This is a genomic window from Spirosoma luteolum (assembly GCF_054778875.1).
The window spans coordinates 134,173-160,076 of sequence record NZ_BAAGZE010000006.1 but is presented as its reverse complement, the minus strand read 5'-3'; the positions used below and the strand labels follow the sequence as shown (position 1 = coordinate 160,076).

Sequence of the window (25,904 nt, the reverse complement as noted above, 5' to 3'; positions counted from 1 at the left end):
GAAAAAAGCGTCGCTGGTTTCGCTTTTGCCGGCTTTTGCGTAGGTTTGCACCCACGTTCACGGTTCAGGTCGCCTTCGGGTCGTTTGAACCGGTTCCGGCCGGGATGGCGGAATGGTAGACGCGATGGTCTCAAACACCATTGTCTGCAAGGGCATGCCGGTTCGAGTCCGGCTCCCGGTACAAAATGCGCCTGGAACGCTTGTTCCAGGCTTTTTTTGTGCTCTTTCGGTTCGTTGTAACAAATCTGTAACAGATTGGCTGAAAAATGACACCCCAACAGACCGATCGTGAGTGATAAAAATACCCTGGAAAAATTCAGGCTTCCTACCTATAGCACTGCCAAGGGAGACTTGTCCAAACGCTGGACTGTAGAATACTACGTGTGGCAACGATCACTAAATAACGGACAGGGAGGCTTAGTTCGACGTCAAATTCATTGTCCAGCCAAATACAAAACTGCATCGTCACGTAAGCGCTGGGGAAAGGATGTGGTAGCTAGGATCAGTAAGCTGCTGAATGATGGCTTTTTCTACGTCTCAGAGCCAGCACAACAAGAAACGCTCGATAATCTAGCAGTTCAGACTGTTACTCCGGAACTGCCTCTGACCCTTCTTAGAGCTCTCGATATTGTCGTACGCGTTCGTGAGTCGACAGCTTATCGTCAGCGGACAGGTGAATCCTATCGGAATGCGTATCGTAGGCTCGAAGACTACTTGAAGCAGGTTAGTCAATCTGAACTCCTGCTGGCCGACACGAGCGCCAAGCACTTGTATGGCTTCTCTGATTACATCGTACAGACACAAGGTTTATCCAGTCGTTATCGAAATAACCTGATTGACTCGCTGAATACCTTATTTAAGGATTTGATTAAGCGCGAATATCTCCAGAAGAACCCAGCCGAGAATGTAGACGCATTGCCTCTCCAGACCAGCCGGCGCAACCTGGCGTTTGTGGCTGATCAACGCTCTACCCTCGAAACGTACCTGCAGAAAAACGATCCCCAGCTATATGCCTTTACCCGTTTCGTCTATCAGGCCTTTATGCGGCCGATCGAGTTGACCCGGCTGCAGGTACGAGATATTGATATTGTCAACAAGCGGATCGTGTGCCATTCATCGGTGACCAAGGGGGGCAGCCGCAAGCAAATCACGGAATACGTGGAAATCACCGCCAGCTTGGCCACGGTAATCGATGGGATGCACCTGGATCGTTACGAGGGCACCGATTACCTGTTTGGGTATGATCTGAAGCCTGGTCGGACGTCAATCGTTCGCAACCGGGTGTCGGAGCGCCACCGAGAAGCCCTCGAGGGGGCCGGACTCTACAACGGCGAACTATCGCTGTATTCCTGGAAACATACGGGCGTGGTGAATGCCTGGAAGGCCGGCGCGTCGATCGAGTGGCTTCAGCGCCACCTGCGCCATGCCGATCTGAAGGACACCGTAATTTATCTGAAATCGCTCGGGCTCATGCTTTCAGAAAAAAGTACCGCCCCCAGCTGGTAAATCCGGTCAACATTGTCAACCCGTACCCGTTACGGTTGTAAATCAGCCGGTTGCTATTGGCCCGTATGGTTGACCGGAGGGCTATTTTGTTGACATTGGTTGACAAACAAACGGCCTGGCAGCTGCCAGGCCGTTGCCGTTTTAACGAGTCGATTAATTGAAGATAACCGACTGATTCACGCCAAAATCGCCCGTAAATTCGACGGTGCCCGAGAAAACCAACGTTTCCCCAACACCTGATCCCGAGTTGGCTACACTCAGGTTTACCTTCCCGATCGCACCGGACAGATCAATCGACAGGGTTACACCCGTGATGTCGATGTAGGCGGCATTGGTGGCTGTTTTGGTCAGAATCGTCAGCTGACTGGCCGTGCCCTGTACGTTAGGGGTCGAGTTGTACGCCTGGCCAGCGATAGCTGAACCCGAAATTTCTGCCACCACGTTACCCCCCGTCTGGTACAGCAGGCCGCTCCTGACCACCCCCCGAACAACGACGTGATAATATCCCCCGTTCGTGTTGGCCTTGGTAACCCGATCCCCCTTGCTGAACCGCAGAATTGAACCCACGATTGCCGGGTTGCCATTGGCTACCGTGCCCAGGGGAACCGGGTAGCTTTTCAGGTCGACGAGCGCCGGCCCCCGTTTGGCGAACGGCTGACCCGAGTAGAATCGACAGTTGGCCGACTGCTTCAGCAGATTGGCCGAAATGAATTGGGTGTTGTCGGCCCACTCGGAACAATGGAATTCACTGTTCATAATATTGCCGGTTGCCGGTGAATCCCCTCCGTCGATGGGCGCATGATACAGAAAAATGCGTCCGTTGTTGAACTCGGGCGGATTGGTGTACGTGACCTCGATATGCGTGTCTTTCAGTGCCGTTCCCGTGAAGTCGAAACTTTCGGTCGTGGGTGTTGCATGATTGGCCGTCACGACGTTTACGTGCAACTGACGACTCACCGTACCTCCTTTGACAATTCGGCTATACGACTCGATCGTGCCCATAATATGCACGTTGTCGCATTGCCCCACCAGCTTTACCGCCGATTCTTCGGTGCCGGCGGACGCCACGGCCCGGCCCATGTAGCCGAAAAACTTAAACGAGTTGGCATTGACGAGCATGATGGCCGGCTGCCGTTTTTGGATCGACAAAAGCGACATTTGGCCGGTGCAGTTGGTTGCCCCCATCGACCCACCGGCAAAGGTGGCCACCGTTGCCGTAGGTGACGTGATCGTATAGGTGCCACTCGATACCGGAACGTCGTACCGGTTGGAGCAAAGGATTGGCAGGTTGGCTTTTATTGTTGTGTCGGCAATGCCAAATTCTTCAGACCGACAATTCAAGACACCAATGGTGCCCAGTCCATTATTGACCGTCGTCGAGTCATAAAGTTGGATGTAGCATCGGTTGAGTTGACAGTTCAACCCGCCAATCTGGTTCCCTCCTGCGTCCTGACTGAGCGAGAATTGAACCGCCACTTTAGAGGCCACGGCGCCCCAGGCTGAATCGGCCGTCAGGCTGATGCCCATCAGACCCGAAAACGAACTCCCCGTCAGGTCAACAATGATGCCTGCGCCGGTACCGTTGGCGGCCGAGGTGCAACCGATCAATCCCGAGTTAATGTAAGCACTCGTCGAGCCCGTTAGCCATACCCCGTTCGTGTTGGTCATATCCAGGGTGGTGCGGATCAGGTACCAGCCCGAGGGTACTTCGATACGCATCCGGTACAACCCCCCGTTCAGGGCGGTCAACGACCGCGCGTAGTTGATGGCCGCCTGGAAAACAGCCGATGAATCGGTGGCGGCCGTGTTATCCGCCTGAAAGTCGGTGACCACGTTGCAGGACAACGCTTTTTTTAACCACCTACCGGTTCCTTTACCCGTAGCTGGTAGAATCAGGTTGCCCACTGGGGCCAGGGACGAACCGGCCACGTAATCGTAGGTCGACCCGTCCGCCGTCAGCAGGCGCGTCAGGGTGCCGGCGTACCCCGACACGGCGGCCTGATTGACAACCGTATTTAGGTAAGGCTTCTGCGCCTTAAATTCGGTTACTACCCGAGCGGTTAAATCATTCACCCTAGATACAATACTCATATTGGAAAAAGTAAAGCCGGAGCGCCGTCAACGCTCCGGCTGGTTGGATGTAAAGCCCGAGAGAATACTACGCCATCGCGGCATTAAAAGCCGCTACAAAATCCGTATCAGGACCGACAAACGCGGTTGTTACAGCGTCCGGGAAGGCAGTAGCAACCGATGCCGGTTTATTTTGAATGAACGCCCAATCGGGTGTCGTGTCTGCTATCAGCGTGTAGCTGGCAGGGTCGTTTTTGGTGCCACCACTATAGACGTAGGTTGACCCATCCGACAGGGTTACAGCGTTGAACTTGCCGTTTTTCCCATCGGCTGCAATCTGGTTTTGGTCTGCTGCCGATAGGGCCGCAATCGTTGCCGCCGTCGATGCGAACGGCTTAAACATATTGATTACCGGAATCAGTGCCGCGTCGATTAATCCCGTTAGCCGGCTCGCGGCAATGGTGTCGGTGGTGTTCTGTTTGCCACCGAGCGCGGTATCTGTCTGTGCTTTCGTGTAAGCATCTGTAATGCCGTACCCGCCCAACGTCGTAGCGTTGTTGGCTTTCCCACCGAGCGCGGTATCTGTCTGTGCCTTCGTGTAGGCATCTGTAATACCATACCCGCCCAACGTCGTAGCGTTGTTGGCTTTACCAGCTTTCAGTTCGTTTACGGCACCGGATAGCGTTTGATCGGTGGTGGTCAGCGCGACCGAACCCACTTTCGTTTTGAGCGGCTTAATTTGGGCTACTACGACTGCAACTAGGTCGTTAATTCTGCTTACGATACTCATGGTCTTACTTTGAATTGAGGGTTAATTGATATTGAACAGGTACTTACTTTTTGGATGGACGCAGGAAAAGCCAAACGCCCAGGGCGACGATCACGGCACCGATCCCGAGCCCGATTGTTTTCCAGGGCAATCCTGCCACGGCCGTCGTGGCGCCGGTCGCGGGTGGGTTGCTCGTCAGGCCGATCGCCGGCGTGGTCGCGGTCGACGGGGTGCCGGTCGGGGTCGCCGTCGATGGGTTACCAGGCAGGGTCGTCGTCGACGTGTTGCCCGGCAGGGGCGTCGTCGCGGTGTCGACCACTGGCGCCTTAACGATGCCTTCGGCGTCGCTTGTTTTGCTGAAGCTGCTACCCGGCTCCGAGGTGTCGGCCACGTTGTTGGACTTGTCCTCGAACAAATCGGCGTAGGCCTTGTACGCCCCGAACACGGTAGCCTTCAGCCATTCCCGGCTACAGAAAAAAACCGAGCCGAAGCGGCCAGGCGTCGGGTGATCCGGCCGGTCTTCACGGGCCACGGCGTAGAGTTTGCCGTTCACAACACGGGCAAAAACGGGGAATTGGGTACCCCAGTTGGCAACGTGGTCGCCATCGGCATAACCGTACTTTTTCTCAGTGGTAAACATGGGGTCAGTTGGTAAGGGTGAAGTTGAACGATTGGCAGCCGGCATCGATCAGGAATTGACGCAGGCGGGCGGGGTTGACCGATGCCGGCTCGACGATCGGCAGCGGCAAGGTGCTGAACTGGGCCAGTACCGAGTAGGTCAGTTCGCTGCAGAACCAGCTGTCGGGCCGGCTGATGCTGTTGCCGATCACCTGCCCCGCGATCAGGCCGGCGTAGTTGAACGATTTGCCGACCTGGGCCAGCAAAAACGGCCAGTGGGCGTCGGCCGATCCCATATCAACGGCGTAGTACTCCCAGCGATCGGGTTGCACCAGCACGGTCGCAATGGGTTCGGCCGTGACCCCATCCTGTTCGGTGCGGGCCGAAATCGCACACGGGTAGGGGTTGAGCAGGATCATTTCGCAATGCACCCAGGGCGAATCCGTCCAGAACCCAATCAGGCGGTTGGCTGCGGTTTCGGCAATCGAGCGGTTCTTGAAGGCGACAATCATACGGCCAGGCGGTAATCACCCCGGTGGGTGCGTGGTACATCGAACACGTCGGGGTAACTGATCCATACGTTTGCGCCCGTCAGGGCGTCGTAGGCGAAGGTTGCCGGCAGCTGCCAGGCATCGTAGAAGTACGAGCGGCCGTTGGGCAGCTGACACAGATACGGCTGCGATTGAACACCCCCCTGCTCGATCCAGACCGTGAACGTCGTCGGCCGGTCGTCGGTCAGGGGAAAGGCCAGGAAAAGTTCGATCCAGACCGTACCATTGACGTCGCGCAGCTTACCATGGCAAATCGCTTTTTGCCCATGCTTGTGGCCGTCGATTTTAAAGTAGCTGACGATGGGCAGGTTGAACCAGCACCACTTGAAGCGGGAGTTCTGAATGTTGCCGAAGGCCGAATGGACGTGAGCGGCCTTGATAATCTGCTCGGCCACCCCATCGGCCTGGTAGGTGGGCCAGGCGGCATTGTAAGCCCCCAGGGCCACCGGATCGCGGTTGAAATCCACACCCCAGGCGTAGAGCTCAGGGGCCAGGAACAGGTTCAGCGCGTTGAACAGTTCCAGTTCCCAGGCCGGCACGGGCCGATCGTTTTGCACAATGCCGTTTACCCCCTCGTTGGAGAAGCGGGTAAAGGCGCCGGCCGACACGTTTTCCAGACCCGCCCGGCGCTGACCCGACTCAGACGGGTAGCCATCGGCCAGGCGGTGTAGCTGTAGATACAACCGAATCGACTGCTCGTAGATATCAATGATACAGCGATACGCTTCGCCACTTTCGAGCGGTAACGACTGCCCATAGGCCACCGTCGACGCAACATCCTGAAAAATTACGTTGCCGTCGCCGTCTGGAATGGGCTGCCCGTTGCCGTCTCGCAGCAACATGGGTTCACGCCCCCAAATGGCCTGTATGTACGAGTCGATGGCCATCACGCCCCCAAACCGATTCATGGCATCCATCAAGGGGCTGTAGCCGCCCAGGAAATCAAACTCCGGTTGCAGGTAGTTGGGCAGCCCATCCGGCCCGGCAAAACTCGAAGCATCCAGTTCGATCTGCATCTGATACGACCCATAGTTGAACGGCCGGATCAGGTGCCCCTCGTTGGCGGCTCCGCTACAAAACCCTAGGTAAAGCCAGCCCAGGCAGTTGCGCAGGTAGAGCATCGACAACGACGAGTCGTAGGGCCAGGTCGTTTCCAGGTCGAAGGTCACGTAAGCACTTCCCTGCCCCTGCTGGTCGACCGTCGAGCGTTCGCCGTACCATATCCGTGTGCCCAGCGATTCAAACGCCCATTCGGCCTCTGATCCGGCACTCAATACCCCTTGGGTAAAGTCATAGAGGTAGGGATACCGTTGATCGTCGGAACCGATTTCGTTGGCAAAAATGTAGGCGTAGGTGCGTACCGTATCGTCGCCGTACATCACGCTTTTTTTGGTGCGGGGCAGGGCGCTGGCGTCCTGGGGCGATCCCGGTAGCCGGAAGTTGGGCAGTACGGCCAGCGTCGTCACTCCCCGCGAGAAGTGGGCGTTGGCGTCGGCATCGGCGTACCACGGCCCCATCAAATGCAGGCGGGCATCGGTCAGCTGAAACGGCGGGAACCGCTTCAGCAGGGCGGCCCCCTTGGCCGTCTGCTCGGGAAACGAATACGCGATACCGGTGGCGTAGGGCTGGTTCTTGGCCTCGAAGGGAATGGTGGGCGCGGTCGACCGTTCGAACGGTCGACCTTCCGAATCGGTGCCCGAGGGGGCACCGTAGTCGCCCACCACCCAGTCGGGGTTCGACGCATAGTTGCCACGGCCCTGATCGGTACCGTCGACCAGGTTGCTGGTCGGCGGCAACAGGATCGAGCCCCCGCCCCCGGTAAGGCCCAGGCCCAGGGCGGGCTGGCCAGGCGCCGGGCTGGCGGCTTTGGGGGTGCGCAGCAGCCAGTACGCGACTCCGGCGCCCCCCACGAGGGCCAATGCGATAAGTAACCAGCGGATAGGCGTCATTTAGGCAGCAAGTTGGGAATTGAAAAGAGCGACGAAATCCGCGTCGTCGGCGGGGTCGATCCCCGTGCCCGTGCCGGGCGCTGGTTGGAGGGTGGCCAGTTCTTTTTTGAATTGATCCATCATCGAGGCCAGTTCCGATCGGGACACGGCGTTGGCCACCTGATCGGCCAGGGCATTGAGGTGGGTTTGTTGCAGGGCGTCCGATACCGCCCAGGCGCTTTGAGCCAGGGCCGGGGTCGTCGCCGGTGCCGTCGTCAAGGCCACGGCCGTATTACCGGCCGGCTTGCGCCGGTTCAAATAAACGACCAGGCCCAGGCCGGCCCCGACGAGCAGTAGCCCCAGGACGAGTTTGATCCAGTTCTTCATGAGCAAAAGAATGTTTGGCGATATCAGCTGAGCTCAGGGCGCTAAACCAATGATTCTTCGGTTGGCCGGTGCCCCATCGTCCGAATGATGGCAATGAGCCCCGTGCCGGTGGCCAGCGCCCGGCGCATCAGGCGCTCCGTGTCGGCCGACAGGGGCAGGCGGGCTTCCTGCGCAAACACGGCCGTCAGTTCGGCGTTTTCGTCGTCGGTCAACTCGCGCAGTTCGTCCCAGGCGTCATTGAGCCCGTCGAAGGCCGGTTTGATCGAGCCAATTACGGGCAGCAGAAATTTGACGTCTTTGAGGTTCACCCGGCCGTCTTCTTTGGCGCGGGTAATGGCCAGCACGAGCCGGCCGATGAAGCGAATCAGGTCGCGGGCTTCGTCGATGCCCAGTTGGTTCGGTTGCGGATTTTCCATGGTGCTTTGAGGGGTGTAAAGCCGGGCGATCCGGTCGAATCGCCCGGCCGGTGAGCATTATTTGCGCAGGGCGACGGCCAGCCCGATCACGACCAGGAGCCCGGCCAGGCCGATACCGCCCCAGGTCATGATCTTGCGCCAATCGGGCGTTTCAGCTGCGGCCGGCGGGGTGATGCCGGTGGCCGCTACGTTGTTCTTCAGCATACTGGCCAGCAACAGCGTTTGCAGCGTGCTTTCGTCGGTGACGGGTGCCGATACGGCCGCGTCAGCCGTTACCTCGATGGCCTGAGCAACCCCAAAGGTGGCCCCGTCCTGGTTGGCCACGTTGATGGCGTAGTTGCCCGCTTTGGTGCCGATGGTGATCGGCACGGCCGTGCCGAAGGGAATGGCGGCCGGATCGATGGTCACCCCGTCGACGGCCGTGGCCACTTTGCCCAGGTCGGGCGAGGACAGGGCAATTGACCAGCTGCGGTTCTTCGACCACTGCGCCGTGTTGCCCACTTCCACCGTGATCTTATCGAGGCCGATGCGGAAACTTACAATGTCGCTCGCCGTGAAGGGCTGCGGGTTGGTGATCGTGCTGGCCACCCCCCAGGCGTTATTGGCCCAGGTGTAGACGGCGATCGTGCTGGCTTGCAGCGTGATCAGGTACAGGCCTTTGGTTTTGCCCAGCGACAGCACCAGTGAGTGATTGGTACCGATAAGGGGCAAAAAGTTCGATACGGTGAACAGGGCCGGGCCGACCAGGGGCTTCCCCACGGCGCCGATGGTGATATCGGCGTCGGCCGAGCCGTCGAAGGACAACACCCCATCGGCCAGCGTCAGGGCGGTACCCGATCGCTCGATCACGTCGGCCGCGACGGCCGGCACCGTGTTGATCGATACGCCCAGGGCCAGGGCGGTCGCTCCTTTGAGGTAAGCCCGCAGGGCGAAACTTTCCGAGTGGCTCACCACCACGACGTCGCCCTGGTTGGTGCGAAACGAGGTGGGGTCGAGCTGGTCGTTGCCGGTGCCGAATTGATTGGGGTAGATGCCGTTCACGACCAGGGCGTTGCGGCTAAGGCTAGGGTGTAACATAACTAGGGCGATTGATTGCACGATGAAACAGATAGGCAAGGCTGGCCAGGCCCAGCATGACCAGGCCGATGGCGGCCAGGTTGCTGAGTCGAGTCAGTTCGGAGGGGCGCGAAGCCGGCGCCGTGGGGCGCTCGTCGGTCAGCTGCGCCGTTGCTCCGCTCGGCACGGTGCCGGGCGTCGACGTGGCCGGTAGGGGTGAGGTCGTCCCGCTGGTGAGGGGGGCGGCCGGCAGGTCGGTCAGGGCGGCCGGCAGTACGGCCGTCACCGGATCGATCACCACCGGTATCGACTGGCGAAAGAATGAATCCGTCAGGGCGCTTTCCCACAGCTGGGCGGCTTTGGTTTGCCCCGACAAACTCAGGTGAATGTAATCCGTCCGATCTGCGACCAGCAGGCCGGTATCGTAATCGGGGCCGGGCCAACAGTTCGAGGTGGCGGCCATGCGTTCCTGCATTTGGCGCACCTGGGTTTGCGGGCCGTCGCCCCCTTTGTAGCCCGCGTCGACGGTCAGGTAGGGCGTTTGCCGGTTGATCACGGCGGCCAGATACGGCTGTTTGCTATCCGACCGGGCCTGGTCGACAAGCTGCCGGTAGCGGGCCAGTAGCACGTCGGCCGACTTCTCCTGGTAGTCATTCTGACCATGGTCGATCAGCAGGGCGCGAATCCCCGTTAGGGGGACGTAGCGCTGAAGGACGTGCTTCAGGTTGACGTAGGGAAAGCGCAGGCCTGGCGCCAGGTTGAACACGGCAACGTCGGTACCCTGGGCGGATTTGGCCCACTGCTCGAGGTTGGTACCGCCGAAGGCCGTTTGGTAGATCAGCACCGGCACATTGAGCCGGGCGGCCAGTTTGCCCCCGAAATCCGACCAGAAGTAATTGCTGGGGCCGAAGGGCGCCGGCCGGATGCCCGTACCGAACTGAACGAACTTGATCGGGGGCATATCCTCGAGCAAGCCGGTTTGAACGTGGCGGGTCTGGTCGACGGGCGTATCGAGGGGAATCACCGACACCCGATCGTCGGCCGTGCCGTTGATGTAGTCGGCGCCCCCCTGGGCAACCGAGTGGCCGGCCACACAAAAGACCTCCCCGATGCCGAACCGGTCGACGGTGGCCGTTTCCTGGGCCACGTTGTAAGCCGTCAGGGCTTCGGCTTCGATCCGGTACCAGCCACCCCGGCCGACGAGTTTGGCCGAGAACTGACCCGCTGAAAAGGGGCATTCCTGCCAATCGGTCGAAACGCCCTGGGTCGGCACGATGGCGACCAGGCGAACCCGAATTTTAGCCGGCTCGGTGGTGGTGGAGTAGGTGCCCGTCAGGTTCACCTGGGCAGCATTGTTGTTGCCACGTTGGATCACCTGACGGGACAGGGGCGTTAGGAACTGCATAGCCTCAGATTTTCAGGCGGATGTTGGACACGTTTTTGGCCTTACGGGCCGTCGACAAGGCCTTGAAGGCCCGCGTTTTGGCTTCCGATCGGCTGATCTTGTACTCGGGTACCGCGATGGTGCGGCCGGTCGCTGATTTTTGGTGAATCCGCTCAGCGAGTTCGTCGACCTGCCGGATGAAGTTGGCGCCCTGCTGCTGGCGGGCGCTGGGCACCCGTACCGACGCTTTGGCCGTTTTGGCTTTTTTGTCGGCCGACACAAAGCGGTTGATCTTGGCCGTCGACTTGGTGGTAGCCCGTTTTTTTACGACGCTAGTGCGGCTGGTGCCCGATTTGGCAGCCGGCTTGACCACGGGCATTTTGGGCCGATCGGCCGTTTTTGGGCTCGAGGCTTTTTTACCGGCGCCTTTCGTTTTGGTGGGCTTTGTCGCTTTGGGCTTAACCGATTTAGGCGCAGTAGGCGCGGGTTTGGCTTTGCGCGTCCGTTTTTTTTCGGCCAGGGCTCGTCCCTTTGCCATGCGTTTTTTGAAGGCTTCTTTTTCGGCCGTGGTCATGGTCGTATCACTTTGGTTTATGGGTAGCGGGGGTGCTGCGCCGGTGGCGCCCCGAGTGGGGCGGGCGGCTGTGGTGCGGTTGCGTAGCTTGCCCAGGGCGGTGCTGGCCCGGCGCCCCTTTTCGACGATCCGCCGATCGGGTACGAAAACCGCCTTGAACACGGTGGCCAGGGCTTGTCGTTTGGTTTGCCCCTTTTTGGCCGGCTCGAACATATTCCCCGGCTGATCATTGACCAGGCGGGCGTACTGGCGAAACTTCTCGACGACGACCTTTTGGGTGGTCGACTGCTGAAACAAATCCATGATGGCCAACTCGGCCGGCGCGTACCGATCGGCGGCCGTTTGGCCCCGTAGATCGTACTGATTGACCCAGGCCTGAATGTTGGGCGCCGGCGTCGATAAAAATTCGCGGTACCCCAAAATGGCGTTACTCAACTCCCGATTCAGCGACCGGGCTCCGGTGGCCGTCAGCAGATACAGCAGGCTCTTACGGATGGCATTTTGCGTCTGTACCGGCAGCAGGGCGAACACGTCGGCCGTGTTGACGTTGCTCCCCCGAAAGCTGGCGTTCAGCAGAAGCGAGGACACAAACTCAACCCCGGCTTCGTTGATCGAACCATTGCGGGCGTAGTTCTCGAGGTCGTCGGGGCGAATGATTTCTTCCCGAATCAGGACATTGAGCACCTTACTGTCGCGGATCAGTTCACCCAACGTTTTCTCGTCGTTGGTATCGTGGCGCAGCAGTTCATCGATCACCCGTTTTTGCAGGGCGGGCGTCAGTAGTCGGGCCTTCGCCTTGATCTTGGTGACGTTGGTGGCAATGGCTTCGGTATCGGCCTGGGTGAACTGACCCAGCGCAATCGCTTCCGCGTCCGGCACGTCGACCAGGCGAACCAGCACGGGTTTGCGAATACCCAATTTTTCGGCCGCTGCGATCGGGTTGCGGAATCCAAAACAGGTTTGTTCCTGATCGATCACCTGTTTGTACCCCTTCGGATCGTCGGGAAACTGCGCGTAATAGACCTTCAGCATATAGGCCCGGCCGTTGCCCTGGATCACTTCGCCCCGCGAGTTGACGACCGGTGCCCCCGTGTAGGCGGTGGCCCCTTCCATCACTTCGCCAGGGCGCATATTGCGGGCGATCCGTTCGGGCGTCAGGGCCCCCGATTGGGACGTGGATCGGTTGCGGGGTTGGGCCTCGGGGATGAAGTGCAGCGGGTTCTGGCTGGCCCCCAGGTGGGAGGGCTGCAGCTGATCGGTACACATAATGGCGTAGCGCCCTTGTATCTCGCGGTCGATGCCGAACCCGATCGTACAAGGGCCGCCCAGGACGACCTTGCGGATCGACGCCAACGATTGTTGCCGGTAGTAAGTATGCCCGCCGTCCTCAAGGGAGCCACGACGTCGGTTTTCGGTGTAGTTGGTAGCCATAGGGGTGGGTTATCGGCGGGTTTGGCGGTGTACTTTTTTGATCAGCCGCTCGTCGGACGACAGGGCTTTGCGTAGGGTGGCGTTGGCCGATTCGAGCCGGTCGATCCGGTCGAGTACCTGCTTGGGTGTTTTGCAGGGTTTCCGTTTGGCTTTCGCCTTCAGGGGCTTGCTGACGGCCTGTTTGGGTTTGGCCGGCTTGACCACTGGGGCGATCGGTGCCGGTTTGGCGGTGCGTCGCCGGGCGCCGGTAGTGCCGGTTTCCTGCCGCAGTCGACTCTTGGCGTTGATGGCCGTGGCCTTGCGGCCCGCCGTCCGGTAGGTGTCCAGCGTGGCCGTAACGGTTTCGCGGCTCGGTTTGCGCTTGGCCTTGGCCGTAGAGGCTTTTTTGGTGGCCGTCGTCTGACGGCCGGCCGTCGCGGCCTGTTTGGTGGTGGCCCGTTTCCGAATCGTCGACAGACTCGCTTTGGCCCGTTTGGGCGCCGGCTTGTCGATCGCGTCGATCGAGCGCATATTGTCTTTGGTGCCTCCGTCGTAATCGGCGTAGTAGATATACTCCTTGCCGTTATGTTTGACGGCAATCGGCCCGGCCTTGTGTTTGACGGCCGGGCTCCCCACCGGCATGAACAGGCGCAGTTTGTAGCGGCTCAAACCCATACGGCCGTAGGTACCCCGTCCGGTCGGCGCTGTTACGATCTTGGCCAAAACGGGCTCGTTCTTCTTGAAGTAACCCTTCCGGTCGTCGTAGTGGGGCAGCCAGTATACCAGCTGGCCCTTTTGAAAATCGCCGTACTGCTCGAGCCGCTTTTGTTTGCGGGCTTCGGCTTCTTTACGATCCTGCTCCCGATCGGCGCTGGCCTTCGCCTTTTGTTTCGTCGCATAGTCGGGATCAGCCTGGCGGGCCAAATACTCCCCGATATTCAGGTTGCTAACCTGGCCGTAGTACTTGACGTGAAAGTAATCCGACTGGCTATCGGAATCGTCCATGTTGTACTGCTTGTGAATCCGTTTGACCTTGTTGTAAAAGGCCTGGTAGCGGTCGTTGTATTCGGACTGCTCACGCACGTTACCAAAGCTATACGAGCGTTGGTTGATGTAGGCTTGGTAGGTTTCGCCCGCAGCCAGCGCGGCCTTCAGGTTGGGGTGCAGGGGATCAAAGTCGACGTCCAGAATCCGCACGTCGATGGATTGGCCCATGCTGTAGCGGTCGATATTCACCGAGAACTTACAGCCCGGAAACTCGATGGCCAATTCTTCCCGCATCAGTTTGGCAATCTCTTTGACGTCCAGATCGCGCGTCCGTTTGTAAGCCGCCCCCTCGAATTTGCGCCCACTGTAGCCGGGATCCGTGGCCACCTGCTTGATCATTTCGTCGACCTGGGCCATGTGGGTGCGGGCCAAGTCTTCGAGGTCGGCCCCATCAGCCACGTTCGACCAGTCGGTGAAGTCGTCGGTTTCGGCCTTCAGAAACGTATGAATCCCCTTCATCTGGTCGGTGGCCAGGTGGGCAATGCGTTTGTAGTTGCTCGCGTAGTTGTTCGGTGTCGTCTTCACGGCGTCGGTCGGGCTAGGTCAGAATGTCGAGCCAGCCGTTTCGGCCGCACACGACGAGAATGTAATTTTTGGCTTCGGCCGGCACCCGGCTGATCAGGGCGTCGGTCGATAGGGTCTTGGTGATCTTGCGGGCCGACAGCAGGTAATAGCCCTGGTTGTAGCGGGCCGCGATGTAGTCGGTGCGCAGCTGACCATCGGCGCCGGTATGTTCCTGAATGAACATGGACAGGATCAGGCCGGCCACCATGATGTTGAACTCGGCGTCCTTCAGCGCCGGCGATAGGATCTGCTTCCAGGTACCCGAGTTGAACACGGCCGTATTGTCGACGGTCAGCAGCCGATCGAGCGAGGTGCCCAGGCGTTTGCGTAGGACGGCCTTTTTGTCGGCCGTCAGCAATCGTTTGGTGTTGGCCAGGGCAATCATATCGGCCCCGCTGGCCGGTTTGATTTGCCCCAGGCCCGTGGCGCCGGTGTAGTTCACACTGTCGGCAATGCCCTGCTCGTTTTCGGTCAGCAGGATCGCCTTCAGCAGATAATCCGGCACGTTGTTGAGCCGGGCGGCCTGGTCGATGAACGCGCCGTATTTGGCCGTCAGTGCGTCGGCGGCCTGCTGGTGGCGGGCGATGTCGGCCGGCTGGAATCCTGGGTTACTGCGCCCCGTCAGGGGGATGTTAAGCGTAAGATTCATAGATGGGCGCGTCGGGGTGAGAGACTTTGTTGACCGTGTAGGTGCGGCTCTGCTCGAGCCGGGCCGGTTTCCGGTAGTAGTCGTCGTAGGCGAAAACCGACGTGGCCACGATCGCCAGAATGACGACCAGTTGCCAGAGATAAGTGCGTTTCATGGGCCAGCGTAGCGTTTGCGAAGGGTGAAAACGGATAGGGTATCGGCGTGGGGACTACCGCGCCAGTCGGCGGCCCAGGCCGCATCTTTATAGAACCGGCGCTTGCGGATCACGCCTTCGTGATTGGTTTTGTACTTACCGACCGCGTTCGACAGGCTCGTATTGGCTTCGATCGTGATGGCGTACAACGGGTAAGGCTGTTCGATGATCCCGACGTGATTGCCCGCGAACCGGAACCCGATCACCCAGCCCGGCTCGAGCCGCCCCAGCGATAGGGGATTGCTGCGCCGGCCGAGCAGGATTTTGGAGGGGTGGAGCGACCAGTTGACGGCCCGGCCCAGGGCCGGCACGGGGGGCTTTACGCCCGCCTGCCGGTGCCAGGCGTACACCCCGTAGGCACAGTAGGCGTCCTTCCAGCCCCGTACCGACGAGCGGTTGGCATTGCCCCCCAGTACCCGGTAGTAATCGAATAAGGGGTGATCGTTGCGCCAGGTGCGTTCCTGGGTACCCACGTCGCGCCGGGCCTGCTCGACGATGCGTTGCCCGGTCGCTAGACGCCCCCCCCGCTGGTCAGACTGGCCAAAGCCAGCACCACCAGACAGTAGGCAAATAAGTAGGCCAAGTATTTTTGCTGGTTGATGCGGCATTTCTCGTAAGGGGTCAGGTTGTCGGAGCGGAGGATAGTCGCGTAATCAAAGCCGGCATCGGACAGCGGGTTGAGGAAGTCGAAGTTGACTTTGTGCTGAATGAACAGCACCAGGTCGATGCCCATGCCGACGAACGTCAGGATGTAGAGCGCCGTAAAGCCGAGCCAAACGACCGTATTGGTGAGCGGGTCGACGAACGACTGCAGCAGCGCCGGCATGAGGTAGCAGATCACGATCAGGGCGATGGCCAGGCACACTTTGACGGCCAGGGCGCTGACGGGATTGTGGAGCAGTTCATTCCAGAACCCGAGGGGCGCCGGTGGGGCGCCATCAGTAGCGGTCGGCGCGGGCGGAAACAGTTGGTCGTAGCGGTGGCGGATGAACCGGCGCTGGTAGTCTTCCACATCCTCGGGGTCGATCTCGAACAGATCGGCGGCCGGCTTGATACCGATCTCGAGCGACTTCAATACGACCTGGTTGGTATAGGCCTGGGTGAGTTTCATGGCGTCAGGCTTTTTTGTGGGTCAGGTAGTACTGGCGGATCGTGAGGTAGTTCGACACGAACGAGAGCAGGGCCGAGGTCACCACGAACCCCAGGATGATGTACGACACCGTTTTAGATTGGTTTTTCATCGGAAAGCGGTTTTTGCGCGGAGTTTGAGGTATTGCCAGAAGGCGGCCCCATTACCATTAAAAGCGTAATACGCAGCACCCCCCAGCAGAGCCAGGGCAAGTAGGGCCAGAATAGTACCTGCATCTAGCGGGACTTTTTTTTTACCGGATCGGGGGGCAGGGGTTGGCTGCGGTACTTGGCGTAGGCCGTGGCCAACTTACCGTCGTAGTTGCCGGCTTTGTAGCCCGTGCCGTTGTAGATTCGGGCGAAGCCGGCCCAGTCGTGGCGGGCCAACTCGTCGGCAATGCCGCGCCGGCGCACAAACTGAACGAAGGCCTGCAGCTGGCGGGGTTCGCCCGATTTCATGGCGTCGACGAACGCCCCCACCGACGAGAAACCGCAGGTGTCGTAGTTGAAGCCCATGATCTGGTAGCGGCCCCAGCTGGTGGCCAGCATGGCGGCCGTAGGGTTCAGCTTGTAGGCGCGGTTAAAGGCGGCCGTGTCGCTGCCGTTCACGGTGATGCCGGTCGACTTCTGAAAAACGGCCGTTTCGAATCGAATAACGATCCGGCCATTTTTGAAGCCGGCGCCATTGGACTCCACTTCGTCGACGGCACGGATCGCGGCCACGTCGCAGCCCAGGTCGCTGGCGGCCTGGATCAAATCGGCACTGGTGAGCGTAGTCGCCATGGGCTTAGTCGTTGGCAGGTTTGGGGGTGGGGCTGATCCGCCGGCGGTACGCACCGTAGCGGATCAGCCGGGTTTTGGTGGATGGGTTGGCCATGGTTAGCTGGTGATCCGGTTCACGATCACGTCTTTGACCCCGATCAGGATCACCGCCCCGACCACCACCAGAAACGCCACCAGGGCCGTGTAGCTGACCGAGGGCAGATCGAACTCGTGTTTGACCGTTACGGGTACCCCGTTCTTGCTCAGATTGTCGATGTTGTCGAAGACACCTTTGATATCGTCTGTGATTGCCATTGTCTTGGTTATTGATTGTCCATGCCTAATTCGCGCATCCGCTTCAGCAGTTGCGCTTTGTACTTGGCGGCCAGGCCGATGGGGCCGAAGTATTCCCCGTTGATCACGGTGTACAGGGTTTCGCCCTTGCCGGCCAGGTAACGCTGGTTGTAGCGGTTGAAAATGTAGACCAGCTGATTGTCGGTCATGCTGATCAGGGGCGCAATGGCCAGCGTTTTGGTGTCGACATCCATGCTCAACCCGTCGAAGGCCTCGAACAGATTATTGAGAATGTTGGGCGCCTGCTTGTTGACAAAATCAGTCGTCACGGCGTCGGATTCTTTGGAGCCGGGATAGGAAACCGACACCCCTTTGCCGGCCTTGCGGCCCACGTAGTAGATCACCAGCAGCACCCCACCGATCAGCAGGGCGTATTGTAGGGGCCGGCTGGTCAGCGCCGACCGCAGCTGCGCTTTGAGTTGTGGGTTCATCGAGCCGAGCGTTTACGGGTCGACCACTTTGCCACCCCAATGCCGAGCGCCAGCGCCAGCAGGGCCACCCCGACCCACTTCAGTACGAGCAGGCCCGTACTGCCGAGCGAGTTTTCGACCTCCGTACCGCTCTGGGCGAGCAGCGAATCCGTCGCCGGATCAGTCACCACGTCGGCCGGGGCGGTGGGGTCACTGACGGGGGCGGTTTTGCCGGCCGGCACCGTCGAGGTGATGTAGTTGCGTGACACCCAACCGGTGCCCCCTTTGGCCAGGCTGAACTGAAAAAAGCCGTTTTGGGTGGTACCGTCCGTGGTACCGACCAGCTGATTGGCCGTCAGGCTCCCGATCACGTTTTTGCTCGAGGCCGAAGTGGGCGACGAGCGCACGTTGACCCGCGAGGTGGTCGGCTTCACGTAGTAGGTCGTCAGGCTGGGCGCGTACTCATAGACGGCCGATTCGCGGATGTAGACGTAGCGATAACTTGACCCGTTATACGTTACCGGCTCGGTCAGCCGAACGTAAGCATAGGGCGTCAGCAATTTTGACTCGGTGCGGTCGTAAGTGCCAATGACGATCCCCTCTTTGACGGCGCCGATTTTGGTGCCGCCAGGGCGATCGTAGACGAAAAAGAACTCGTCGCGGTTGTTGTCCGGTCCGGTCTTGGTTTTCAGTTTAGCACCTTGTATCATTTGGCCAGGGCGGGTTTAGGTTTGCGAATCATCAGCAGCGCCAGGGCAACAGCGGCCAGGCCCAGCACACCGTACAGGCCGTAGGTGAGCCACTTGCGGTTCGGGTCGTTGCCGGTCACGACGTTTTGCACCGTTTGCAGGGCCGACGTCGACTCGGGCTGGGGTACCAGCACGTACACGGTTTTGCCGTTGGCGGCTACCACGGGCACCCGGCCGGGGCCAGGGGTGTCCGATACGTCGTCGGTGTCGGCCGAATCCGCTCCGCTGACGGGGCTGGTAGTGGCGTCGGCCGGCCGGTCGGTGTCCTTGGCCGGATCGTAGTCAGGATTCGTCGCCAGGGTGACGTCAGTGGCAATGACGTACACGACCTGCACGGTGGGCACAAACGGGTTGTTGGCAGCCCGCAGCACTTCGGTGTAGGTATAGGTGCCGTCGTTGTAGGTTTTGCCGGTGGCGGTACCAATGGTGGCGGGGCCGGTGATAAACTCGGCCAGCTTCTTGGCGGTTTCGGGCCCGTAGAACAGCCGCACCGAATCACCACTGGGGGCTTTGACCAGCTTACCGCGCTGATCGGCGTTATAGGTTAGCGTTGCCATGTGCGACGTCGTGATAAGTAGATGAATAAGCCAAATAGACTCAGACCAATCGCGCCAATAAGTACGACCGTAGGCGTCAAGATCGAGCCGGCCCCGTTGCCCGAACCGTTCCCGTTACCGCCGTCTTTGAGGCCCGGTGGGGGAACGACTGGTTCTTTTTTGTTCTCGGTCGTCAGGGTGCGAACCGTATCGGCAGCCAGTTTCTTAAAATCCTCAAAAGTGACCTGGTAGCTATTGGCGAAGGTGAGCCATACAGACCCGTCGTCACGCTTGCGGATTTCGGTGGGTTGCGGTACTCCGCGCAGCCCACTGATATAGCCCGCTACATCCTGGTCGGTATCGCTTTTCTGCTGGGCCTGCTGGTAGCTATCCTTTCGGCTTTCCCGAATCCACCACTCAGGTTCGTGGTCGGCCCGCACGTAGGCGGTAAAGAACTCCTGGTTGGCCTGATAGCCTGTGATACTGTTCCACCAAGGGACGGCTTTACGAGTCCATATCCAGGCTTCGACTTTGTAATAGGCTTCGCCTTCAGGGCCCCGTACTACGGCATCTTCAACCAACTTGCCGACCTGATCCCCTTTCCGGAAGGGGTGCATCGACTGATCGTTGGTGTAGTTCGACAACACCCGTTCGGCACTGGCTTTGGGCTCCCGATACACGGGGGTGTTGTCCTGCGTAGACCAGAGGTATTCGCCTATTTTGGGGCTATCGGTGTAGGCCATGGCGCGAGTAGAATAAACAAAAAGTGGCCGGGCAAGCCAGCGCCCGCCCGGCCACTTTTCAGGGTTGACTCAGATCAGGCGCCTATTTGCGGCCGCCCCCTTTTTTCTTCTTGGTAGCCATGTAGATGATGCCACCGACGACGGCCGCCACCACGACACCGATCACAATCTTGACCGTCATGCTCATGCCAGCAGCGGTACCGGTGCCCCCCGTCGACGTGCCCCCGGCCGTGTTGCCGGTTACGGCGCTGGTCAGCTGGTTGAGCAGCGTGGTCTGTTGTTTCTGCGCGTCGGCCTGGGCTTTGGCCTGGTCGGCCGCCGAGACAAACGCTTTGACAAAACCATCGGCGTTCTGCTCGAAGGGAATCAGCTCATTGGTCGGGTAGGTCGGCATGACCTGGGCATCTTTCACGCCGAGCGAGGCCATCGTGGCATCGCTGGGAGCCAGGGTGATCAGGTCGGTGAGTGCCTGAATTTTGTTCGGCATAGCCGCGCCGTTGACGCCCTGCAGCCAGGCTTTCGAAACGACCGTGGGCTTTTCGATTTCCGTCTGCCCGTTGGCGCTCAGGCGGGAGCCGATCACAAACAGCTGATTTTTGTAGTAGCGAATGTCAAGTTTGAACTTGACGGCCTGCCCGCCGAAGTTGGCAACGTCGATTGTACCGAACGAATCGCCATCCCGTAATTGTCCCGCTACGAATCCGCTACGGGGGTTGTGTCCAGTTGCAAAAGCCATGAACGTGAATTGATTAGGTGAAAAGTTGAAACGTGTTTGCCGGGAGGGCGTTGTAAGCGCAACAGTATGAAAGCAGTATAGAACTAGTAGTGGGTAACGCGGTGCAGACTGCCCGGCCGGTGGGGGATTGCCCAGGCCTGGGAGAGTCGTAGCCCTGACCGATCGTACCAGGTCGGTTTGGGGTTCAGCCCATCGGCCGGCGCTGGCGCCTTGCCGACTACGGCCGAGCGGGGTCGGCAGGCCGGATCGTCCTGACCGGGGCGGTACACCTCGGGATTGACGGGCTGGGGTTTACGGGCGACGAGCGCCGTACCGAGTGATTTGCGAACGGTGGTTTCCGTAACGCCGTCATTGGGGGGGCAGGCCCATTCCAGGCCCAGGCTGACCGAATCGGAGGTCGGCAGGGCCATCACAGCCGGGGGCGCAATACCGACCGGATCGGGCAACACGGCACACAGGGCCGAGGAATCGATAATAAGGCCAATCAAAAGGCCCGTGCAGAGGATGAGGCACCGTTTCATAGTACAGGTAGGGGTTAAGGAAAATTAGCGGGGGCGGGCCAGGCGGATCGTTAGCCCGATCGACACCAGGGCCAGCATCAAAAAAACGCTCGTCAGTATACGCCGGCTGGTTTCGACCGACTGAGCGGCCTGCTGGCGAAGTCGGTCGGCGTCCCGGTTGGCCGCATCGACGGCGGCCACATAGTCGACGTCGGCGGCCTGTTTGCTGGCCACGTTGGTGGCATCGGCTTGCTTCAGGGCCTCGGCGGCTGCAGCCCGCAGCTGACTGTTTTGGTCAGTCTGATTCCAGATGGCGGCCCCTGACGCGACGGCCGACAGCGCCAGCGGGATCAGAAACCACATGGTTAAGCGGGTTTGGGTTTGCGGATCAATACAACGGCCACAACCACCACGGCGACCAGCCCACCGATGATACCGACCAGCGTCAGCATATCGTTTCGTTTCTGATCGGTGTAGGTAGCCAAAGCGGCTTCGCGCTCTTTTGTAAGCCTGTTAAGGGCCAAGTTGAATTGCTCTGTAGTGAGCGTGGCATCATTGGTCAGTTTGGCCAGTTGTACCTGGTAGTCGCCCTGAATGCGCGTGGCGTCATTCTTGACGAGGCCCAGGCCAATTTGGCCGGCCGACGACACGAGCGACGATCCGGTACCACCGGCGCCAAAAAAGTCAGCGATGAAACTCATGATCTAGCGTTTGCGGGTGAGAAAAAAGGTGGCCGCGACGGCCAGTACCACGAATGCGATGGCCCCGATCAGTAAATACCGGCGCTGCTTTTTCTGCTTTTCCTGCTCTTGGTTGAAGGCATCGAGGGCGGCCTGGGCGGCTGCCGCCTGCTGGTCGGGTGTCGACACAGGGTTACCGTTGACGTCGGTAATTTTGATACCCCGTTTCCTGGCTTCTTCCTGAAGAATCGACCCAAACTGCTCCAGGGCCGTTTTGCCAGCGGCCCGCAACACCTCTTTGATGCCGTCCTTGGCGCTATCGGACAGTGACGATTCGGCTATGCCGTAGGCTGCGAGGTAGTCGTTGGTTGAAAACATAGCCCTGGAACAGTTTTGGTCGATCGGGTGGGGAAAAGGGTTTTATTGGTTCGGCAGCACCGGCAGGCTGGCCGAGGCTCCCGAGAGATCAGGCATCAGAATGCGCAGGCACACGTTCACTTTTTGACCAACCAGCAACTTGATGGCCAGCGATCGCAGGGCACCCGATTTGAACGGTGTGGTGAACGAGTGGTTGACGGCCGAGCGGCCGGCTTCGAGCGTGGCCACGGTGTCGATGTTGGTCACAACGGCGGGTTTAAACGCTGGGTACTCCTTTTGGATGAAGTTCAGCGTGGCCTGGGTCAGATTGTCGGTTGACACGCAGGCGCCAACGACCTGAATGTCCTGCAACTGCGCGGCAAACTCGTCGAGTTCGGCAATCTGGCCGGCCGTACCTTCATTGGTGCAGTGGATCACGATCAGACCCGTTTCATCTTTGAAGTCGCCGGCTTTCAGAAATTTGCCCGCCAGGGAAGCATTACGGCGCAGCATGGCCGGAACGAGGATCACGATCGCGTCTTTATCGGTCGATGTGTTCTCGAGGTCGAAAGAAATCTGAGATTCTTGCATTGTCGTCTTAGGGGTTTACTTGATCTATACAGCCTTAGTCGTTTCGATGGGCGTGCCGGGTATGACCGGCGGCACATAAGTGGTGTCGGTATCGGGTTCCGTTTCGTCGACGGGATCAACCGTCGCTTCAACCGGGTCTGGTTTAGGGGCCGGATCGGGGCGTTTGGTGGGCTGACGAACCACTTTGTAGGTGGTGTCGTCGATCCGGTTCTGCAGGGCATCGAGTTCGGCGCTTTTGGCGCGGATCGCACTGCCGAGCAGGTGCCGGTAGAGCATCCAGCAGGCCCCCAGGGCCAGCAGGCAGCCTACACAGGCCGCCAGGGTAATGGTTACGGTTTGAGTCCAGTTGACCCGAGTTTGGCGGGGCGGTTTGGCCGCGCCCGGTTGCAATGGATAATCGAACATGGGAGGGTGTTTGGTTTGATTGGCGGGAGCGCCCCATTCGGAGGGGTGAGCATAGCGCCCACCCCAACCGTCCGGCAACAACCTCCCGTTGTCTGGCTTCAAACGTAGGTAGGCCCGTAATAGGCTAATGGGCGTTCTGGCAGGCAAACCGGCGACTATCGTGGGTATTTGCCTGGTTATCGGGGGGGAATGCCCGTTTATGAGGGGTAATCCAGGGGCATCTAAAAACGAAAACGCCCGGCTGTCAACTTAGACAACCCATAAAAAAAGGGGTGCCCTGATCGGGCACCCCTTTTTTTATGGGTCAGGCTGGTTAAGCCTGCTTATTGACTGGCAAACATATCCAGCTGACCGATAACCTGTTTGTTCAGCGACTTCAGGCGGCTATTACCCGTTTTGATCTTTTCCTGCGAGGTTAGCCAGCGCTGGTACACATCGCTCTGCAGCAACTCGGCTTCGATTCGGCGGGCTTCTTCAGCTTCTTGCTGAATTTCGGTCATAACACGCCGACGCTCGGCAACCGTTTCTACCGGAACCGACTGCTTGCCCTGTACGATTTGGTCAATGGTCAGATACACCCAAATCTCAAACCGGGGATCGAGCCAGGCGGCAAACTTCAGGGCCAGAATCCGGTGCATCCATGTGCCTGAACGCTGGCGGGACGTGTACAGGTCCGACTCTTTTTCGATGCCTAAAAAACGGGAATTCCCGTTTTTTAACTCGTCCGAATTACGCGAATTCGCGTTTTTTAGGTCATCTGAGTTACGGGAATTCCCGTAACTCAGGCCGTTTGAGTTACGCGAATTCGCGTAACTCAAGCACTCCTGAATGAAAGCCTGCGTCTGTTCATTACGCAGGAAGTTTTCAGTCTTCTTACCAAAAATCCTCGCCATCTCGGTGGCGTTGACCATCAGCTTGTCGTCAGCGATGTCGAACTCGACGGGCTGCCCCTCATAGATGAATTCTTGAATCTGGTTTTTCATTGGGCGGTGTAGGGCTTAAGCTCATTGAACGTATCGCGCAGTTGCCGGAGCATGAACTGACAATCCTTTATGTCAAGTACCTGCTCTTGCAGCATTTGCTGATCGGCAACTTCGAGCACCAGAAACGCAAACCGATCGAGTTGCCCAGATAGCTCACTGAAACTCACGTAATCGCGCTGGTGGAGTAGCCTGAAAAGGGGCTCAATGTTGACCGAGTGGCCCGTGTACTGGTTCATCACCCAGACAGGCGATGGAGTGGAGGTGTTTGCTTGAGTCTTCTGCATGACGTTTGAAAGCAAATATGTTCGGAGAACCCCCGGACGCTGCAGAAGACCCAAGTCTACCCCGGTTGGGGCGAAATGAAGCTATACCGGTCCTACCGGCTCGTCCGGGGGTTCCCCGATGATTTCGTAAGTTCTGATTGATTGACATGACTTAGGTACTTCTGCATTGCAATAGTAGAGAGAAAAATGTGTTTAGTCAAACATTCCTTTGTGTTTCTGTTAAGTAGAAAAAGTCCAATTACTAGATTTGGACTTCACTCATATAAATCCGCATAAGAAGAAATGAAAACGTTTACTATCACTTTACTAGTTTTCCTATTCCTTGTACTCAACAATGTTATTGCTCAAACAGCTATAGAGCTAAACAATGGAAAGTCAATGTCTTATGATGAGTATGAGTATGGTTTCGATTTTGATCACCAGAAAGATCGTCGCTTTATCTTAGACAGTAAGAGTTATGACGAGTATGACGTTACCGTGTTCGTAAAAAACCGCCAGAAGCGAGATTGGGTACGTTTCGTCTATTCGAACGGCAAAAATGTGGTTTGCGATCACCTAGCGGAATTCAACTGCTACAATGGTATCTCCCGAAAAGGATATTCAACAAGCATGATCCTGTACGGTAAGCCTAAGCATGTCCCCTATATCGATAAACAGTATTTCACAACGTACTACAACGAAACACCACTGGTATACGCCACAAATCAAACCAGAGAGATGTTGGTAGGATACACGTTGACGTCAGGAGATGTCGTTACAGTATCGTATAAAGTACTGGTACCTAAAGGAGAAAGTCCGAAAATGAAGGTTAAGCCTTATGGTAGATAATCAGCCTTACAAACGAGAAGGGCCGCTACCATCCAGTAGCGGCCCTTCTTATTAAAGATTAATCAACGTAGGCAGGAAATTACCAGATCGTATACACGTTTTCGTAGGCCCGAAAAGCAATGTCTTTGGTAATAATTGGCAGTTTATTGACCAGGCCGCAGGTGATTATCCCCCGATCGAAGGGGTCAGTGTGGGCCTTCCTACGGGTTGGGTGATTAGGTACCGGCAGCGCGGCAAAACGGCTAACCTGGGCCATATTCTGAGGCAACACACTAATATTGAGCACACTCAACACCCGCTCCAAATACGTACCTAATGTCAGTCGGCCGGTATTCAGTTGAATCTGATTTACGTTGACCAGCAACGCAATTTCCCATAGAGTAACCCAACTTATATACATTTTATTCGCCTGATCCTGAACGATTGCCCGAACCTTGGGAGATAATTCGTCAGGATCGGATATGGCAAAAATAACGGCGTGGGTATCGAGCAAGTACTTCATCAATTATTGAAATCGTCGTTGAAAGCATCTTTTTTGACAATCAGTACACCAGCTCCGATCCCGAGTGGACGCTGACCAGGCTTCACCGGATAGCCGGCTTTTGTAAAGCGCCCCGAGGCACCCGATTTATGGACGATCGTTGCTGTTGCAGCCTTATCCTTCCTTTTATCAACTTTGGGCTTACTGGCTCCTGCCTTCATAGCGGTATGAAACTGTGTTTTGTAAAGAAAACAA

The 25,904-nt window shown here is 58.3% G+C and carries 35 protein-coding genes and 1 tRNA gene; 3 read left to right on the top strand and 33 right to left on the bottom strand.

From position 1 onward, the window contains the following. Positions 1 to 98: 98 nt before the first annotated feature. Positions 99 to 181 (top strand) — tRNA-Leu (locus ACYVAC_RS11300). A gap of 107 nt (positions 182 to 288) precedes the next feature. Then, positions 289 to 1,506 carry a tyrosine-type recombinase/integrase gene (locus ACYVAC_RS11295; RefSeq protein WP_461097770.1) on the top strand — a complete coding sequence of 406 codons (1,218 nt, stop codon included), beginning with the start codon at positions 289 to 291 and terminating at the stop codon, positions 1,504 to 1,506. A gap of 153 nt (positions 1,507 to 1,659) precedes the next feature. Here the strand turns inward: ACYVAC_RS11295 and ACYVAC_RS11290 are convergent, their stop codons facing one another. The 31 genes from ACYVAC_RS11290 to ACYVAC_RS11140 all read right to left on the bottom strand — a co-directional run bounded on the left by ACYVAC_RS11290 (position 1,660) and on the right by ACYVAC_RS11140 (position 24,340). Further along, positions 1,660 to 3,597: a hypothetical protein gene (locus ACYVAC_RS11290; RefSeq protein ID WP_461097768.1), complete on the bottom strand. Its 1,938-nt coding sequence runs from the start codon at positions 3,595 to 3,597 to the stop codon at positions 1,660 to 1,662. 67 nt (positions 3,598 to 3,664) lie between these two features. After that, positions 3,665 to 4,366: a hypothetical protein gene (locus ACYVAC_RS11285; protein WP_461097766.1), complete on the bottom strand. Its 702-nt coding sequence runs from the start codon at positions 4,364 to 4,366 to the stop codon at positions 3,665 to 3,667. A 43-nt stretch (positions 4,367 to 4,409) separates the two neighbouring features. Next, positions 4,410 to 4,985 (bottom strand): hypothetical protein, encoded by a 576-nt coding sequence (locus ACYVAC_RS11280; RefSeq protein WP_461097765.1) that lies wholly within the window; start codon positions 4,983 to 4,985, stop codon positions 4,410 to 4,412. Positions 4,986 to 4,989: 4 nt separating this feature from the next. Next, the gene (locus ACYVAC_RS11275) at positions 4,990 to 5,475 is read right to left on the bottom strand and encodes a hypothetical protein (RefSeq protein WP_461097764.1); all 486 of its coding nucleotides are present in this window, start codon (positions 5,473 to 5,475) and stop codon (positions 4,990 to 4,992) included. Beyond that, a complete protein-coding gene (locus ACYVAC_RS11270) occupies positions 5,472 to 7,463 on the bottom strand; it encodes a hypothetical protein (RefSeq protein WP_461097763.1) in 1,992 nt (663 codons plus the stop codon). Before ACYVAC_RS11270 ends, ACYVAC_RS11275 begins: the two co-directional genes overlap by 4 nt. Then, entirely contained in the window at positions 7,464 to 7,829 is a 366-nt protein-coding gene (locus ACYVAC_RS11265) for a hypothetical protein (RefSeq protein WP_461097762.1), read from the bottom strand. A 41-nt stretch (positions 7,830 to 7,870) separates the two neighbouring features. After that, positions 7,871 to 8,245: a hypothetical protein gene (locus ACYVAC_RS11260; RefSeq protein WP_461097761.1), complete on the bottom strand. Its 375-nt coding sequence runs from the start codon at positions 8,243 to 8,245 to the stop codon at positions 7,871 to 7,873. A 57-nt stretch (positions 8,246 to 8,302) separates the two neighbouring features. Then, complete coding sequence (locus ACYVAC_RS11255; RefSeq protein ID WP_461097760.1) at positions 8,303 to 9,322, bottom strand: hypothetical protein; 1,020 nt, start codon at positions 9,320 to 9,322, stop codon at positions 8,303 to 8,305. Further along, positions 9,309 to 10,706 carry a hypothetical protein gene (locus tag ACYVAC_RS11250; RefSeq protein ID WP_461097759.1) on the bottom strand — a complete coding sequence of 466 codons (1,398 nt, stop codon included), beginning with the start codon at positions 10,704 to 10,706 and terminating at the stop codon, positions 9,309 to 9,311. Before ACYVAC_RS11250 ends, ACYVAC_RS11255 begins: the two co-directional genes overlap by 14 nt. 4 nt (positions 10,707 to 10,710) lie before the next feature. Further along, complete coding sequence (locus tag ACYVAC_RS11245; RefSeq protein ID WP_461097758.1) at positions 10,711 to 12,690, bottom strand: hypothetical protein; 1,980 nt, start codon at positions 12,688 to 12,690, stop codon at positions 10,711 to 10,713. Between the two features lie 9 nt (positions 12,691 to 12,699). Further along, positions 12,700 to 14,241: an LPD29 domain-containing protein gene (locus ACYVAC_RS11240; RefSeq protein ID WP_461097757.1), complete on the bottom strand. Its 1,542-nt coding sequence runs from the start codon at positions 14,239 to 14,241 to the stop codon at positions 12,700 to 12,702. Positions 14,242 to 14,254: 13 nt separating this feature from the next. Further along, positions 14,255 to 14,929: a hypothetical protein gene (locus tag ACYVAC_RS11235; RefSeq protein ID WP_461097756.1), complete on the bottom strand. Its 675-nt coding sequence runs from the start codon at positions 14,927 to 14,929 to the stop codon at positions 14,255 to 14,257. Next, positions 14,913 to 15,083 (bottom strand): hypothetical protein, encoded by a 171-nt coding sequence (locus ACYVAC_RS11230; RefSeq protein WP_461097755.1) that lies wholly within the window; start codon positions 15,081 to 15,083, stop codon positions 14,913 to 14,915. Before ACYVAC_RS11230 ends, ACYVAC_RS11235 begins: the two co-directional genes overlap by 17 nt. After that, a complete protein-coding gene (locus ACYVAC_RS11225) occupies positions 15,080 to 15,595 on the bottom strand; it encodes a hypothetical protein (protein ID WP_461097754.1) in 516 nt (171 codons plus the stop codon). Before ACYVAC_RS11225 ends, ACYVAC_RS11230 begins: the two co-directional genes overlap by 4 nt. Before the next feature lie 38 nt (positions 15,596 to 15,633). Next, entirely contained in the window at positions 15,634 to 16,233 is a 600-nt protein-coding gene (locus tag ACYVAC_RS11220) for a hypothetical protein (RefSeq protein ID WP_461097753.1), read from the bottom strand. A 4-nt stretch (positions 16,234 to 16,237) separates the two neighbouring features. Then, positions 16,238 to 16,363: a hypothetical protein gene (locus ACYVAC_RS11215; RefSeq protein WP_461097752.1), complete on the bottom strand. Its 126-nt coding sequence runs from the start codon at positions 16,361 to 16,363 to the stop codon at positions 16,238 to 16,240. Positions 16,364 to 16,487: 124 nt separating this feature from the next. Beyond that, on the bottom strand, positions 16,488 to 17,033 hold the full coding sequence (locus tag ACYVAC_RS11210) for an N-acetylmuramidase family protein (protein WP_461097751.1): 546 nt from the start codon (positions 17,031 to 17,033) through the stop codon (positions 16,488 to 16,490). 96 nt (positions 17,034 to 17,129) lie between these two features. Next, the gene (locus ACYVAC_RS11205) at positions 17,130 to 17,327 is read right to left on the bottom strand and encodes a hypothetical protein (protein ID WP_461097750.1); all 198 of its coding nucleotides are present in this window, start codon (positions 17,325 to 17,327) and stop codon (positions 17,130 to 17,132) included. 8 nt (positions 17,328 to 17,335) lie between these two features. Further along, on the bottom strand, positions 17,336 to 17,797 hold the full coding sequence (locus ACYVAC_RS11200) for a hypothetical protein (RefSeq protein ID WP_461097749.1): 462 nt from the start codon (positions 17,795 to 17,797) through the stop codon (positions 17,336 to 17,338). Further along, positions 17,794 to 18,486: an SH3 domain-containing protein gene (locus ACYVAC_RS11195; protein WP_461097748.1), complete on the bottom strand. Its 693-nt coding sequence runs from the start codon at positions 18,484 to 18,486 to the stop codon at positions 17,794 to 17,796. The genes ACYVAC_RS11200 and ACYVAC_RS11195 overlap by 4 nt, the downstream gene beginning before the upstream one ends. Then, on the bottom strand, positions 18,483 to 19,082 hold the full coding sequence (locus tag ACYVAC_RS11190; RefSeq protein WP_461097747.1) for a hypothetical protein: 600 nt from the start codon (positions 19,080 to 19,082) through the stop codon (positions 18,483 to 18,485). The genes ACYVAC_RS11195 and ACYVAC_RS11190 overlap by 4 nt, the downstream gene beginning before the upstream one ends. Next, positions 19,070 to 19,804 (bottom strand): hypothetical protein, encoded by a 735-nt coding sequence (locus ACYVAC_RS11185; RefSeq protein ID WP_461097746.1) that lies wholly within the window; start codon positions 19,802 to 19,804, stop codon positions 19,070 to 19,072. The genes ACYVAC_RS11190 and ACYVAC_RS11185 overlap by 13 nt, the downstream gene beginning before the upstream one ends. A gap of 82 nt (positions 19,805 to 19,886) precedes the next feature. Next, a complete protein-coding gene (locus ACYVAC_RS11180; RefSeq protein ID WP_461097745.1) occupies positions 19,887 to 20,540 on the bottom strand; it encodes a hypothetical protein in 654 nt (217 codons plus the stop codon). Between the two features lie 83 nt (positions 20,541 to 20,623). Continuing rightward, positions 20,624 to 21,061: a hypothetical protein gene (locus tag ACYVAC_RS11175; RefSeq protein ID WP_461097744.1), complete on the bottom strand. Its 438-nt coding sequence runs from the start codon at positions 21,059 to 21,061 to the stop codon at positions 20,624 to 20,626. A 24-nt stretch (positions 21,062 to 21,085) separates the two neighbouring features. Then, positions 21,086 to 21,403 (bottom strand): hypothetical protein, encoded by a 318-nt coding sequence (locus ACYVAC_RS11170; RefSeq protein ID WP_461097743.1) that lies wholly within the window; start codon positions 21,401 to 21,403, stop codon positions 21,086 to 21,088. Between the two features lie 2 nt (positions 21,404 to 21,405). Beyond that, positions 21,406 to 21,741, bottom strand: coding sequence for a hypothetical protein (locus ACYVAC_RS11165; RefSeq protein WP_461097742.1), 336 nt, complete (start codon positions 21,739 to 21,741; stop codon positions 21,406 to 21,408). Positions 21,742 to 21,744: 3 nt separating this feature from the next. Further along, positions 21,745 to 22,098 carry a hypothetical protein gene (locus tag ACYVAC_RS11160; RefSeq protein WP_461097741.1) on the bottom strand — a complete coding sequence of 118 codons (354 nt, stop codon included), beginning with the start codon at positions 22,096 to 22,098 and terminating at the stop codon, positions 21,745 to 21,747. Between the two features lie 42 nt (positions 22,099 to 22,140). Beyond that, on the bottom strand, positions 22,141 to 22,668 hold the full coding sequence (locus tag ACYVAC_RS11155) for a hypothetical protein (protein ID WP_461097740.1): 528 nt from the start codon (positions 22,666 to 22,668) through the stop codon (positions 22,141 to 22,143). Positions 22,669 to 22,692: 24 nt separating this feature from the next. Beyond that, on the bottom strand, positions 22,693 to 23,073 hold the full coding sequence (locus ACYVAC_RS11150; RefSeq protein ID WP_461097739.1) for a hypothetical protein: 381 nt from the start codon (positions 23,071 to 23,073) through the stop codon (positions 22,693 to 22,695). Positions 23,074 to 23,396: 323 nt separating this feature from the next. After that, complete coding sequence (locus ACYVAC_RS11145) at positions 23,397 to 24,056, bottom strand: KilA-N domain-containing protein (protein ID WP_461097738.1); 660 nt, start codon at positions 24,054 to 24,056, stop codon at positions 23,397 to 23,399. Continuing rightward, on the bottom strand, positions 24,053 to 24,340 hold the full coding sequence (locus tag ACYVAC_RS11140) for a hypothetical protein (RefSeq protein ID WP_461097737.1): 288 nt from the start codon (positions 24,338 to 24,340) through the stop codon (positions 24,053 to 24,055). The genes ACYVAC_RS11145 and ACYVAC_RS11140 overlap by 4 nt, the downstream gene beginning before the upstream one ends. A gap of 282 nt (positions 24,341 to 24,622) precedes the next feature. Between ACYVAC_RS11140 and ACYVAC_RS11135 the strand changes: the two genes are divergently transcribed. Continuing rightward, entirely contained in the window at positions 24,623 to 25,168 is a 546-nt protein-coding gene (locus ACYVAC_RS11135; protein ID WP_461097736.1) for a hypothetical protein, read from the top strand. 79 nt (positions 25,169 to 25,247) lie between these two features. Here the strand turns inward: ACYVAC_RS11135 and ACYVAC_RS11130 are convergent, their stop codons facing one another. Together ACYVAC_RS11130 and ACYVAC_RS11125 are read right to left on the bottom strand one after the other, a co-directional pair. Further along, entirely contained in the window at positions 25,248 to 25,670 is a 423-nt protein-coding gene (locus tag ACYVAC_RS11130; protein WP_461097735.1) for a type II toxin-antitoxin system VapC family toxin, read from the bottom strand. Then, a complete protein-coding gene (locus tag ACYVAC_RS11125) occupies positions 25,670 to 25,870 on the bottom strand; it encodes a hypothetical protein (protein WP_461097734.1) in 201 nt (66 codons plus the stop codon). The genes ACYVAC_RS11130 and ACYVAC_RS11125 overlap by 1 nt, the downstream gene beginning before the upstream one ends. Positions 25,871 to 25,904: the final 34 nt, after the last annotated feature.

Excerpts from the sequence above, each read along its gene's own strand:
- ACYVAC_RS11275 (WP_461097764.1), bottom strand. The coding sequence starts at position 5,475 with ATGATTGTCGCCTTCAAGAACCGCTCGATTGCCGAAACCGCAGCCAAC.
- ACYVAC_RS11215 (WP_461097752.1), bottom strand. The coding sequence starts at position 16,363 with ATGAAAAACCAATCTAAAACGGTGTCGTACATCATCCTGGGGTTCGTG.
- ACYVAC_RS11285 (WP_461097766.1), bottom strand. The coding sequence starts at position 4,366 with ATGAGTATCGTAAGCAGAATTAACGACCTAGTTGCAGTCGTAGTAGCC.
- ACYVAC_RS11155 (WP_461097740.1), bottom strand. The coding sequence starts at position 22,668 with ATGCAAGAATCTCAGATTTCTTTCGACCTCGAGAACACATCGACCGAT.
- ACYVAC_RS11220 (WP_461097753.1), bottom strand. The coding sequence starts at position 16,233 with ATGAAACTCACCCAGGCCTATACCAACCAGGTCGTATTGAAGTCGCTC.
- ACYVAC_RS11200 (WP_461097749.1), bottom strand. The coding sequence starts at position 17,797 with ATGAACCCACAACTCAAAGCGCAGCTGCGGTCGGCGCTGACCAGCCGG.
- ACYVAC_RS11165 (WP_461097742.1), bottom strand. The coding sequence starts at position 21,741 with ATGAGTTTCATCGCTGACTTTTTTGGCGCCGGTGGTACCGGATCGTCG.
- ACYVAC_RS11235 (WP_461097756.1), bottom strand. The coding sequence starts at position 14,929 with ATGAATCTTACGCTTAACATCCCCCTGACGGGGCGCAGTAACCCAGGA.
- ACYVAC_RS11150 (WP_461097739.1), bottom strand. The coding sequence starts at position 23,073 with ATGTTCGATTATCCATTGCAACCGGGCGCGGCCAAACCGCCCCGCCAA.
- ACYVAC_RS11260 (WP_461097761.1), bottom strand. The coding sequence starts at position 8,245 with ATGGAAAATCCGCAACCGAACCAACTGGGCATCGACGAAGCCCGCGAC.
- ACYVAC_RS11255 (WP_461097760.1), bottom strand. The coding sequence starts at position 9,322 with ATGTTACACCCTAGCCTTAGCCGCAACGCCCTGGTCGTGAACGGCATC.
- ACYVAC_RS11265 (WP_461097762.1), bottom strand. The coding sequence starts at position 7,829 with ATGAAGAACTGGATCAAACTCGTCCTGGGGCTACTGCTCGTCGGGGCC.
- ACYVAC_RS11160 (WP_461097741.1), bottom strand. The coding sequence starts at position 22,098 with ATGTTTTCAACCAACGACTACCTCGCAGCCTACGGCATAGCCGAATCG.
- ACYVAC_RS11130 (WP_461097735.1), bottom strand. The coding sequence starts at position 25,670 with ATGAAGTACTTGCTCGATACCCACGCCGTTATTTTTGCCATATCCGAT.
- ACYVAC_RS11190 (WP_461097747.1), bottom strand. The coding sequence starts at position 19,082 with ATGGCAACGCTAACCTATAACGCCGATCAGCGCGGTAAGCTGGTCAAA.
- ACYVAC_RS11180 (WP_461097745.1), bottom strand. The coding sequence starts at position 20,540 with ATGGCTTTTGCAACTGGACACAACCCCCGTAGCGGATTCGTAGCGGGA.
- ACYVAC_RS11250 (WP_461097759.1), bottom strand. The coding sequence starts at position 10,706 with ATGCAGTTCCTAACGCCCCTGTCCCGTCAGGTGATCCAACGTGGCAAC.
- ACYVAC_RS11140 (WP_461097737.1), bottom strand. The coding sequence starts at position 24,340 with ATGCAGAAGACTCAAGCAAACACCTCCACTCCATCGCCTGTCTGGGTG.
- ACYVAC_RS11135 (WP_461097736.1), top strand. The coding sequence starts at position 24,623 with ATGAAAACGTTTACTATCACTTTACTAGTTTTCCTATTCCTTGTACTC.
- ACYVAC_RS11195 (WP_461097748.1), bottom strand. The coding sequence starts at position 18,486 with ATGATACAAGGTGCTAAACTGAAAACCAAGACCGGACCGGACAACAAC.
- ACYVAC_RS11145 (WP_461097738.1), bottom strand. The coding sequence starts at position 24,056 with ATGAAAAACCAGATTCAAGAATTCATCTATGAGGGGCAGCCCGTCGAG.
- ACYVAC_RS11245 (WP_461097758.1), bottom strand. The coding sequence starts at position 12,690 with ATGGCTACCAACTACACCGAAAACCGACGTCGTGGCTCCCTTGAGGAC.
- ACYVAC_RS11290 (WP_461097768.1), bottom strand. The coding sequence starts at position 3,597 with ATGAGTATTGTATCTAGGGTGAATGATTTAACCGCTCGGGTAGTAACC.
- ACYVAC_RS11185 (WP_461097746.1), bottom strand. The coding sequence starts at position 19,804 with ATGGCCTACACCGATAGCCCCAAAATAGGCGAATACCTCTGGTCTACG.
- ACYVAC_RS11175 (WP_461097744.1), bottom strand. The coding sequence starts at position 21,061 with ATGAAACGGTGCCTCATCCTCTGCACGGGCCTTTTGATTGGCCTTATT.
- ACYVAC_RS11210 (WP_461097751.1), bottom strand. The coding sequence starts at position 17,033 with ATGGCGACTACGCTCACCAGTGCCGATTTGATCCAGGCCGCCAGCGAC.
- ACYVAC_RS11280 (WP_461097765.1), bottom strand. The coding sequence starts at position 4,985 with ATGTTTACCACTGAGAAAAAGTACGGTTATGCCGATGGCGACCACGTT.
- ACYVAC_RS11230 (WP_461097755.1), bottom strand. The coding sequence starts at position 15,083 with ATGAAACGCACTTATCTCTGGCAACTGGTCGTCATTCTGGCGATCGTG.
- ACYVAC_RS11205 (WP_461097750.1), bottom strand. The coding sequence starts at position 17,327 with ATGGCAATCACAGACGATATCAAAGGTGTCTTCGACAACATCGACAAT.
- ACYVAC_RS11125 (WP_461097734.1), bottom strand. The coding sequence starts at position 25,870 with ATGAAGGCAGGAGCCAGTAAGCCCAAAGTTGATAAAAGGAAGGATAAG.
- ACYVAC_RS11270 (WP_461097763.1), bottom strand. The coding sequence starts at position 7,463 with ATGACGCCTATCCGCTGGTTACTTATCGCATTGGCCCTCGTGGGGGGC.
- ACYVAC_RS11170 (WP_461097743.1), bottom strand. The coding sequence starts at position 21,403 with ATGTGGTTTCTGATCCCGCTGGCGCTGTCGGCCGTCGCGTCAGGGGCC.